The organism is Hyella patelloides LEGE 07179, from assembly GCF_900659865.1.
Classification (GTDB): Bacteria; Cyanobacteriota; Cyanobacteriia; order Cyanobacteriales; family Xenococcaceae; genus Hyella; species Hyella patelloides.
In genome coordinates, this window is the sequence record NZ_LR214019.1 from 1 (window position 1) to 10,476 (window position 10,476).

Annotated in this window: 9 protein-coding genes; 5 read left to right on the forward strand and 4 right to left on the reverse strand. The window is 39.1% G+C overall.

What is annotated here, in order from left to right; all coding sequences use genetic code 11:
- Nucleotides 1–256 precede the first annotated feature (256 nt).
- A complete protein-coding gene (locus H1P_RS26605; protein ID WP_144873313.1) occupies nt 257–1,141 on the reverse strand; it encodes an amino acid ABC transporter substrate-binding protein in 885 nt (294 codons plus the stop codon).
- Between the two features lie 67 nt (nt 1,142–1,208).
- Nucleotides 1,209–2,267 carry an N-acetyl-gamma-glutamyl-phosphate reductase gene (gene argC / locus H1P_RS26610; RefSeq protein WP_144873316.1) on the reverse strand — a complete coding sequence of 353 codons (1,059 nt, stop codon included), beginning with the start codon at nt 2,265–2,267 and terminating at the stop codon, nt 1,209–1,211.
- 183 nt (nt 2,268–2,450) lie between these two features.
- Between argC and cruF the strand changes: the two genes are divergently transcribed.
- The 3 genes from cruF to cruG all read left to right on the forward strand — a co-directional run bounded on the left by cruF (nt 2,451) and on the right by cruG (nt 4,914).
- A complete protein-coding gene (gene cruF / locus H1P_RS26615) occupies nt 2,451–3,329 on the forward strand; it encodes a gamma-carotene 1'-hydroxylase CruF (protein WP_144873319.1) in 879 nt (292 codons plus the stop codon).
- Nucleotides 3,330–3,483: 154 nt separating this feature from the next.
- Nucleotides 3,484–3,663, forward strand: a complete 180-nt coding sequence (locus H1P_RS26620; protein ID WP_144873322.1) for a hypothetical protein — start codon at nt 3,484–3,486, stop codon at nt 3,661–3,663.
- Nucleotides 3,664–3,762: 99 nt separating this feature from the next.
- Nucleotides 3,763–4,914: a 2'-O-glycosyltransferase CruG gene (cruG, locus tag H1P_RS26625; protein WP_186376157.1), complete on the forward strand. Its 1,152-nt coding sequence runs from the start codon at nt 3,763–3,765 to the stop codon at nt 4,912–4,914.
- A 36-nt stretch (nt 4,915–4,950) separates the two neighbouring features.
- Here the strand turns inward: cruG and H1P_RS26630 are convergent, their stop codons facing one another.
- Nucleotides 4,951–5,895 carry an NAD(P)H-dependent glycerol-3-phosphate dehydrogenase gene (locus tag H1P_RS26630; protein ID WP_144873328.1) on the reverse strand — a complete coding sequence of 315 codons (945 nt, stop codon included), beginning with the start codon at nt 5,893–5,895 and terminating at the stop codon, nt 4,951–4,953.
- A gap of 98 nt (nt 5,896–5,993) precedes the next feature.
- On the opposite strand from H1P_RS26630, the gene chrA reads away from it, so the two are divergent.
- Both chrA and H1P_RS26640 read left to right on the forward strand, forming a co-directional pair.
- The gene (gene chrA / locus H1P_RS26635) at nt 5,994–7,154 is read left to right on the forward strand and encodes a chromate efflux transporter (protein ID WP_144873331.1); all 1,161 of its coding nucleotides are present in this window, start codon (nt 5,994–5,996) and stop codon (nt 7,152–7,154) included.
- Between the two features lie 342 nt (nt 7,155–7,496).
- Nucleotides 7,497–8,018 (forward strand): hypothetical protein, encoded by a 522-nt coding sequence (locus H1P_RS26640; protein WP_144873334.1) that lies wholly within the window; start codon nt 7,497–7,499, stop codon nt 8,016–8,018.
- A 369-nt stretch (nt 8,019–8,387) separates the two neighbouring features.
- Here the strand turns inward: H1P_RS26640 and H1P_RS26645 are convergent, their stop codons facing one another.
- The gene (locus H1P_RS26645) at nt 8,388–10,031 is read right to left on the reverse strand and encodes a CTP synthase (RefSeq protein WP_144873337.1); all 1,644 of its coding nucleotides are present in this window, start codon (nt 10,029–10,031) and stop codon (nt 8,388–8,390) included.
- Nucleotides 10,032–10,476: the final 445 nt, after the last annotated feature.

Consider the following 10,476-nt stretch of genomic DNA (forward strand, 5'->3'; position numbering starts at 1 on the left):
CTGTGCTAAGAGTGCCTCTTTCTGGGAATCCATCTATTTTGCCATCAATCAACTTCCATTTCATGTTACCGCTTACTCTCTCTAAACTCTCTAGTTCTCTTGTTCTATCAAAACTGACTTGCTCCCATCAAGATTGAGTGACTAGTTAAATTGTTTTTATTATCTTTGTTCCTACGGCAATTCACAAATTATTACTGTAACCTCTGTTTTTAATAATCTTGAGAAACGCGATTTTTAAGATCGTTAATAAGAGCTATTAGTTATTAGATTGTTGGGGAAAAGACTCAACTAAGTCAAACCATTGCTTAAATAATTGCTGAGATTCTTTACTAGAGATTACCGAATTGATAAAGTCTTGCCATTGGGGATCGTTGCCTCTAATAATCATTCCGTAGCGATCGCTATTAGCAGACAATTTATTATCAAAAGAAGCAGTATTTTGGGGAATCAAAATATATTCATCTACAGGTAAATTTTGTTCTGCTGCTTCGGCTTTTAATAAAATACCATCACTAGCCATTGCATCAATATTTCCCTGTTCAACTGCCTGTACTCCTCTATCTCTGGCAGTAATTCCTGAGAAAAGAACTAATCTTGCTAAGGGATAGCTTTCTCTAATTAATTGTTCAATGCCAGTATTACGAATCACCCCAATACTTGTATCTGCTAAATCACCCTCTAAATCAATTCTATCTTCTTGCTCTTTGGCAATTAAAAACTGTATTTCAGTATTAAAAAATGCTCTAGAAAAAGCAACATCCGATAAAGATAATTCTCTAATTGTATTAGGACCACATTCTAAATCGATTAATCCTTGTTGAATTAATTGAAAACGATTACTAGTGGTTGATTTTAATAGCCTAACTGCGAGCGTATTTCTTTTTAATTTTTGTTTTAGTTTTTCTTCTAATAAAGCTAAAAAATCCAAACAATAACCCTGTAAATTTTTTGCAGAATCTACATAACCAAAAGGTGCAGCATCTTCTCTAACTGCTACTTTTAAAACCCCTGTTTCTTCAATAGACTCTAATACTGTTTGAGCTTGAACAGGAAGAGATTGCATCACAACAAAAACTGCGGTAGTTAACCACAACCAATATTTATTTTTGCCTTTATTTTTGCTGGATTTTGTCTCTTCCATAAACACTTAATGGTAAATGATCGATGGTTTAACTAGCTAACAGCTTTAAGCTCCAAGCGAGCTAATTTTAAGGGTAAAAACTCAATTGAGGTAAGCCCAAAGCTTCGTCCCAACCCATCATTAAATTCATACATTGAACTGCTTGACCAGCTTGACCTTTAATTAGGTTATCAATAGCCGACATGACAATTACTCGACCAGTGCGGGGATCTACTTCAATGCCAATGTAACAAAGATTAGTGCCACAAGCCCATTTAGTCTGGGGATAAATCCCATTGGGTAATATCTTGACAAAAGAAGATGAACGATAAAAAGCATTATAAATCGTAATCAGATCGTCTCTAACTAAACCAGGGTCGCGCAGAGTAGCATAAACTGTGGATAAGATACCCCTGACCATTGGAATTAAGTGGGGTGTAAACTGCACTCTCACTTCTTGTCTAACTAATTCACTGCAAATCTGTTCGATTTCTGGAGTATGGCGGTGATTTGCTACTCCATAAGCTCCTAGAGAATTATCTGCTTCTGCTAACAACATATTCGTCTTAGCTTGACGACCACCTCCAGAAGTACCAGACTTAGCATCGATAATGACGGTTTCTGGCTCGATTAAGCCTTGTTTTAATAAAGGGGATAAAGCAAGTAAAGTAGCAGTAGGATAGCAGCCAGGACAGCCAATTAAAAGGGATTGCTCGATTTGATTGCGATATAGTTCGGGTAAACCATAAACTGCTTTCTTTGCGGTTTCTCCATCGGCTCGTTCTTTTTTATACCAGGCAATATAAGTATCTAAATCTCTGAAACGATAATCTGCTGATAGATCGAGTACTTTACAACCCTTAGCAATCAAAGTCGGTGCGATGTTACAAGCCAACCCGTTGGGTAAACCCAAAAATACTACCTTACAGCGATTAGCCACTACATCCAAATCTATCTTCTCAATGTCTAAATCTACTCGATGAGTCAAATGAGGATAAAGAGAAGTGAATTTTTTCCCCGCACTACTATCTCCCCCCAAGTACGCAATTTCTACTTCTGGATGTTCCAACAATAAACGCACTAATTGAACTCCACCATATCCAGAAGCACCGATGATTCCTACCGCTATTTTGTCTAAATGTGCCATAATTTTGAGTTTTGACCTTCTATCTCTTGCTACTGATAGTTAATTAAGTTTAAACGTAATTTGGCTCACAGCGCATTTTTGAAAGCTCTAGAAAAAATCAAAGTAGCTCTTTGCTACACATTTCTTCATTAATCTTTGTAAACTAACTACAAAAGGAGTTTTTCTCTAATCTAAAATTCACTAATGAAAAAATTATCAAACGTTGAAGGCTATCTGCTCACTGGACATATTATATCGATGGCTTTTGGCTTGGCAGGAATTATTTTAGTTGTACCCAACATAGACTTTATGACAAAGCTAACCTCTTTTGAGTGGGGACAAAAAATTTTTGCTTGGTCGATGGCTGGAGGTGGTGTTATCTATATGTTGTTAGGAACTGTTGCTGTTGCTATTTACGCCTATCGGAAATTAGGTTTATGGCACTGGTTGGGGTTTATGGTACCTGCAATCGGTTTATCTTTGACTAGCGAACTACTAGGAACCAGCACTGGTTTTCCTTTTGGTCATTATCGTTATCTGAGTAATTTGGGTTATAAAATTGCTGGTTTAGTACCGTTTACGATTCCTTTGTCTTGGTTTTATCTCGGTTTTAGTGCTTATATAATTGCTTTGGTGGGTTTACAAACCATTGCCATGAAGAACTGGTTGCGTTATTTAGGAGCGATCGCTTTTGGCTCATTATGCCTTACTTCATGGGACTTTGTTCTCGATCCTGCGATGAGCCAAGCACCAATTCCTTTCTGGGTTTGGGAACAACCAGGAGCATTTTTCGGAATGCCTTATCAAAACTTTGCTGGTTGGATGGGTACAGGTATGGTGTTTATGGCTGTTGCCACCTTACTATGGCGCATGAAACCCCTCAATCTATCTGATATGGACTTGAGCTTACCTTTGACAATTTATTTGGCTAATTTTACATTTGCAACTGTTTTGAGTTTGGCTGCGGGGTTTTATCTTCCAGTGCTGTTAGGAATTGTTTTAGGTGTTGTTCCTATCGTAGCTTTGTACTGGAGAGCAACCAACAACTTTAACTCCAGTGAACTATGGTTACAAGTCAAATGAACTCGTTTTTCTGGCGTTGCTGATTTAGCGAACGAGTGCGCGACGGCGAAGCCGAGTCCTTTAGGGGTCTTGGGCGGGGCTTACAAGTTCTGCCGTGAAACGACAGAATCAGCCCCTTGGGTTTCCCTCAATGAGCAACTCGTTCAAGACAGGTATGAAACCTATAGTAATACTGTTCGTAGCTTTAAGCTCTAAGACGGGGCGTATCCCCATTCGAGGACAATGTAAACTCTTGGGGAAACACGGCGGTCACACGATTCTGGGGTTTCCCCAGAATACGCCACCTCCCCAAGAGACAGTCCCTCCTCTAAGCTTTAAGCCTCTTGAATATTAATGAAAAAGTAAAATTTTGCGCTTTTCATACCACCATGAGGCAATGTCGTTTTTCTAAATTAATTTGAACCATTCACTTATTTTGAACTCTAACTTGTTTATGGCGATCGCTATAATGTTACTATTGTTTCAGGTAGTGGCAACGGCGATCCTCTTATCTCGTTTGCTCAAAGGGGCCATACGTCGTCCTCCTCTGCAACCTCAACCTTTTAATCCCGATTTTTCAGGCAAAGTAAGCGTTGTGGTTCCGACTTTAAATGAAGCTAACCGAATTACTCCTTGTCTAGAGGGTTTAAGCCAACAAAATCAAGAATTAAGAGAAGTTATTGTTGTCGATAGCAACTCGCAAGATGGGACACAGGAAATAGTCAAAACCACCAGTAAACAGGATTCTCGGTTTTGTCTCATTACCGACGATCCTCTTCCTTCTGGTTGGGTTGGTCGTCCTTGGGCATTACATACGGGATATTTACACAGTTCGTCTGATAGTGATTGGATTTTGGGCATAGATGCAGATACACAACCTCAACCTGGCTTAATCTCCAGTTTAGTGACTATAGCAGAGAAAGAAAGCTATGATGTTATTTCCCTTGCTCCTCAGTTTATTTTGCAGTACCCAGGAGAATGGTGGTTACAACCTGCTTTGTTGATGACATTGCTCTATCGTTTTGACTCAGCAGGAATTGATGCCAATACTTCAAGTCGAGTGATGGCAAACGGACAATGTTTTCTTTGTCGTCGTTCGGTATTAAAAGCTTTGGATGGTTACACCACTGCTGCTAGTTCTTTTTGTGATGATGTAACTTTAGCTAGGAACATCGCAGCCAAGGGTTATAAAGTAGGCTTTTTAGACGGTTCAAAAGTAATCAAGGTCAGGATGTATGAAGGAGCCAAAGAAACTTGGCAAGAATGGGGGCGATCGCTAGATTTGAAAGATGCAGCTTCTAATGCTCAAGTTTGGGGGGATGTCGCTTTTCTCTTTTTAGTACAAGCTTTACCTGTACCACTGTTAATAATCACCATTTATTTAATTAGTAGTGGCAATCAATTGACTCTTTTGTGGGGGCTTTTGGGTTTAAATTTATTTTTGATACTATTACGTTGGGGCATGTTATTTGCGATCGCGCCTTCCTATATTAGTTCTTCTATTTTCTTCTGGTTATCGCCCTTTGCCGATACATTGGCAGTATGGCGCATCTTCTTATCATCTATCAAAAAACCTCAAAAATGGCGCGGAAGAATCTATTCTTGAGATCGAATCGATCGATGATTTCCCTTACCTGCTCACTTACTTGCCATCTAAATGGTGAAATTCGGCTTTTAACTCTCTCGCCATAAGAGCTTTTACTGCTTGTTGAGGGGTAATCTTGCCTTTTAGTAACAGATTAACTTGATGAGCAATCGGAACAGCAATTTGTTTTTGATGGGCAATTTTAATTAGCACTTGAGTAGTATTAATCCCTTCTGCCGTACCTTCCAAATCAGATAAAATTTCTTCCAAGGTTTTTCTTTGCGCCAAGCCGTAGCCTACCTGATAGTTACGAGACAGAGGGCTATCGCAGGTAGCAATTAAATCTCCTAAACCAGATAAACCAAAAAAAGTTTCCGCCTTAGCACCCAAGTGAGTCCCTACCTGTATCATTTCTGGTAAGGCTCTAGTCAGTAGTGCAGCTTTGGCATTAGTACCCAGTTTCATACCGTCACATACTCCTGCTGCGATCGCCATAATATTTTTTAAAGTACCCCCTAACTCTGTTCCCAAGGGGTCTTGATTCACATATACGCGAAACAAATCGGCCGAAAAAATTGCTTGAATGGTTTCGGCTGCGACGACACTATTACTGGCAACAGTAGTAGCTGCGGGTAAATCTCGGTCTATTTCTTTAGATAAATTAGGGCCTGATAGTACTACTACAGGGTTATGGGGAAAGGCTTGTTGCCAAATCTGAGAAGGGGTTTTAGTGGTATCGGGGTCTAAACCTTTGGTGGCGGTAACAATAATTGTTTCTGGAGTGAGATTGAGATTTTTTAGCTTATTAATAGTCGATTGCACCCCTTTAATCGAGATTGCAGAAACTATTACCGAAGAGTGTGGAATTATTTCTGTGAGAGTTGTACTATTGCTACGACTCCAAAAAAGGACTTGATGTTGATTGTTACTTAATAACTTCCCTAAAGCAGATCCCCAAACGCCTGTTCCTAAAATCGCGATAATACTTGGTTGCTTTTCCACATTAGCCACTACCTTCTTAACCTCTTCATCATATCAACGATCGATTATCAGAAATCAGAAATCAGTTAATTAATAACGAACAAACAACCACAAACGAAATGAAAGAATTAGCATTTTTATTTCTCAAACTAGGCATTATCGGTTTTGGTGGCCCTCAAGCTCATATTGCAGCTATTGGCGATGAAGCTGTTACCAGAAGAAATTGGTTAGACCAGGAACAATTTAGTGAAGGGATTGCCATTTGTGAGATGTTACCAGGCCCAGCTTCGACTCAGATGGCTATTTATACAGGTTATCTGCGAAGTGGACAATTAGGGGCTTTAGTTGCGGGAATATGTTTTATTTTTCCGGCTTTTTTGATTGTTCTAGCTTTGTCTTGGGCTTATTTTCATTGGCAAACCCTACCCCAAACGAAAGCTTTGTTTTTAGGGATTTCCCCTGTGGTAACAGCTATTATTTTGGGCTTTTGTTGGAAGTTGAGTCGAAAAGTGATTAGCAATAAGTTGGGAATAGCGATCGCTATAATCACTTTGGCTCTGATGTTATTCTCTAACATCAATGTCTTAATTTTATTCCTTTTGGCGGGATTATTTCATTTATTAAGCGATCGCTTTTACTCCAGTAATTTCTGGTTTCCTTTGATTCCTCTGAGTCTCGATACGACATTAGCAACTAGCAACCTAACTTTTTCTAGCTTTTGGGGTACAGAAAGAATTCAAGAGTTTTTCTTTCCTTTACTAAGTTTCTTTTTCCAAGTTGGCAGTTTTATTTTTGGTGGAGGTTTGGTAATTATCCCCCTCCTAGAGTTTGAAGTAGTCGAAAAGCTTAACTGGTTAACGAAAACAGAATTTCTCAATGGGGTTGCTATCGGTCAAATTAGCCCAGGTCCAGTAGTCTTAACGGCTGCGTTTGTGGGTTATAAAGTAGCAGGCTTTTTCGGTGCAATTACGGCTACAGTCAGTATTTTTACGCCCTCTTTCCTATTTATCATGATTGCGACACCTCTGCTACAAAAAATCAGAAACTATCCCCAGGTCAAAAGCTTCTTAAAAGGTGTGACCCCCGCAGTCTTAGGAGCGATCGCAGCAGCAGCAATTCCTCTAGCACAAACGGCTTTAATTCAAGAGACAATCGCCCAATCTATTGAAGTAACAGTAATTTTTATTCTGGCGTTAATTGGTTTGATTAATTATAAAATCACTCCTTGGAAACTAATCCTTGTTGGCTCATTACTAGGATTAGGTTTTTCCTTACTATAAAAGTGTTTTTAAGCTATTACTAGAGCCTCAATTTATATTTTCTTAATATTTTATTAGCTTTTAAAACCTATCTAAAATAGTAATTTCTATTGATCCACTACCTTTCAGCCTTGATATAAAGACATTATTCATCTATTTGCCGTGATAATATAAGCAATAGTTACTACGAAAAATGACTATTATCGATCGAGTAATGCAACTATAAAGACCAATGCAGACTACTATTTTTATAAGAAAGTTCCCGACAAAAAAACTTTTTTTTATAATAAAAACTATCAGGTTTTTTACTTTTAAGCTTTAACTTAATAATTAACAAACCAATTAAAGAAACAGATAACAACCATGAAAACTGACATTAAAGTTCTACCTCTATCCTTAACATTAAGCTTCTTAGCTCTTTTAGGTGCTTGTTCCTCTGTCAACAGCACTCCCAACACAGAAGTCCCCAGTGGCGAGAACTCCGTTATTCTTGAAGAAGGGGAAGAAGGTGTTGAATCCGTAGAAGACATGACTCCCGATGAATTAGGTAGTGAAACTCCTGACGGTATGACTGACGATACTGCGGTGGAAACTGAAACTCCTGATGGCATGAGTGAAGATGCGGCGATCGACACTGAAACTGAAACTCCCGATGGCATGAGTGAAGATGCGGCGATCGACACTGAAACTGAAACTCCCGATGGCATGAGTGAAGATGCGGCGATCGACACTGAAACTGAAGTTACCGATGATATTGAATCTGCTGAAGAAACCGATCCTACAGAAATCATGCTTCCTGAAGGCGATTCTGCTGAAGTAGAAACTGATTCTGAAGCTGCTGAAGGAGTTGTTGAAACTGAAACTGAAATTGAAACTGAGGAGTAATCCTTCAAGATTCATCGACCAAGACTTTACTGTTTTTTACCTCATAGCTCATAAATCAAATTATTAGTTCGTTAAGTCTTCCTTAATAAAAGGAAGACTTTTTTTTATTGTCAGGAAATTGACATCCTCACCAGCTATCAGGCATGGTGATTCCCAACCTCACGATTGAGTCTTTCTGTTTCACCCGCACATATCTAGACACAAGCCAAACTTATGCCCCCGACATTGCTACGTCCACAGGCCTTTACTGTATTGCAACAGCCCGATTCCGCAAGCCCTGCGGTACGGTTTCAGCCCGAACAAAATACTTATTTAATTTCCGTCCTGAAGGACGCAAATAGGGAAAAGAGATCGGAAAATGCAATACTTTTAACTTTTGAGTTCCAAATTAATTTCTTCTAGAGAATAATTTACTGTTTCGCCCCCAATAGCAGCTTGGATAAAACCTAAAAATAATGGATGGGGGTTACTAGGACGAGAGCGAAACTCTGGGTGAAACTGAGTAGCAAGAAAGAAAGGATGACCTTTTAATTCGATAATTTCTACTAAACGACCATCAGGAGATGAGCCACTTACTTCATAACCAGTTTCTAAAAGTAAGCTACGATAAGCGTTATTAAATTCGTAGCGATGACGGTGGCGTTCGTAAACCACTTCTTCTTGATACAAAGAAAAAGCGAGAGTATTGGGTTTTAAACGACAAGGATAAAGACCGAGGCGCATTGTACCGCCTAGATCTACCACATCATGTTGTTCTGGAAGTAAGTTAATTACAGGGTTTGGGGTTTTCTCGTCAAATTCAGAACTATTGGCTCTTTCCAAATGAGCGATATTTCTTGCCCATTCTATAACAGAGCATTGCATTCCCAAACATAAGCCGAGGAAGGGAATCTTATTTTCCCGTGCATACCCAATACCCGCAACTTTACCATCTACGCCACGGATTCCAAAGCCCCCTGGAACAACGATACCTGCTACATCTTTAAGGTATTGCTCCGCACCATGTTTTCCTAAATCTTCCGCACTTACCCATCTTAAGTTTACCTCACTACCAGTAGCGATCGCAGCGTGTCCCAAAGCTTCCACTACAGATAAATAAGCATCTGATAACTGGACGTATTTACCGACAATGGCAATTTCTATTTTAGTTTTAGGGCTATTCATCCGAGCAACTAAATTGCTCCAGCCATCTAAATCTGGTTTTCGTCGATCTAGCTGTAGTAATTCTAAAGTTTGTTGTGCCAAGCCTTCCTGTTCTAGAATCAGGGGAACTTCGTAGATACTGCTAGCATCACGAGAAGTAACCACCGATTCTACAGGAACATCACAAAATTCAGATATTTTTTCTTTAATTCCTGATTTTAGAGGACGCTGACTACGACAAACTAAGACATCTGGTTGAATTCCAATAGAGCGTAATTCTTTAACCGAGTGCTGAGTGGGTTTAGTTTTCATTTCCCCTGCTGCGGATATCCAAGGAATAAGGGTAACGTGCATATACACAACATTGTTACGTCCGACATCTTTGCGAAATTGACGAATTGCTTCGAGGAAAGGTAATGATTCAATATCTCCTACTGTGCCACCAATTTCTGTAATAACAACATCTGAGCCTGTATTACGAGCCACTCGATGAATTCTTTCTTTAATTTCATTTGTAATGTGAGGAATTACCTGTACTGTTCCCCCTTGGTAATCACCCCTTCTTTCTTTATTGATGACTGCTTGATAAATTGAACCAGTGGTAACACTGTTAAGACGAGACATAGATGTGTCAGTAAAACGTTCGTAATGTCCTAAATCTAAGTCTGTTTCTGCACCATCATCAGTAACGAATACTTCCCCGTGCTGGAAAGGACTCATTGTACCAGGATCGACATTAATGTAAGGATCGAGTTTTAAGATTGATACAGAATAGTCTCTGGACTTGAGTAATCTACCCAAGCTAGCTGCGACAATTCCTTTACCAATACTGGAAACAACCCCGCCAGTAATAAATACGTATTTAGCCATAATAAATTTAGCAATAATAATTTTTTGCTTGCCCGCTACATATAATATCTATTCTCAGTAGTTTAGAACATAATAATTTATGGGAAATTTTTTCTCAGGAAGCTAAACCATACAAATACGGCGATTTACATTCCAATCTGAGACAAGATAACATCCACAGATGAACGAACACCGCAAACGCAGATAAATGAACTAGCTCTTCCAATCGATATTTTTGGCTTTCTAATACCCTAATACTAAATCCTGTTCCTATAGGTGATTTAACTGTTATGGAAGGTAGTTCTCATGATGATATCTTTGGCTCAGAAGTACTTTAGAGCCCACCTTCCGCACGTCAAAATGTAATACTTAGGAATTCAGGAACATTAAGCAGTTAATCCTTAAGAAATTCAGCCAAAATAATTGTTTTCGATATGGTTCGGAAATAATATGCTTAGAATGTAAA

Bases quoted from the DNA above. Each gene is read 5' to 3' on its own strand.
- H1P_RS26605 (WP_144873313.1), bottom strand. From the start codon at position 1,141: ATGGAAGAGACAAAATCCAGCAAAAATAAAGGCAAAAATAAATATTGG.
- argC (WP_144873316.1), bottom strand. From the start codon at position 2,267: ATGGCACATTTAGACAAAATAGCGGTAGGAATCATCGGTGCTTCTGGA.
- cruF (WP_144873319.1), top strand. From the start codon at position 2,451: ATGAAAAAATTATCAAACGTTGAAGGCTATCTGCTCACTGGACATATT.
- H1P_RS26620 (WP_144873322.1), top strand. From the start codon at position 3,484: ATGAAACCTATAGTAATACTGTTCGTAGCTTTAAGCTCTAAGACGGGG.
- cruG (WP_186376157.1), top strand. From the start codon at position 3,763: ATGGCGATCGCTATAATGTTACTATTGTTTCAGGTAGTGGCAACGGCG.
- chrA (WP_144873331.1), top strand. From the start codon at position 5,994: ATGAAAGAATTAGCATTTTTATTTCTCAAACTAGGCATTATCGGTTTT.
- H1P_RS26640 (WP_144873334.1), top strand. From the start codon at position 7,497: ATGAAAACTGACATTAAAGTTCTACCTCTATCCTTAACATTAAGCTTC.
- H1P_RS26645 (WP_144873337.1), bottom strand. From the start codon at position 10,031: ATGGCTAAATACGTATTTATTACTGGCGGGGTTGTTTCCAGTATTGGT.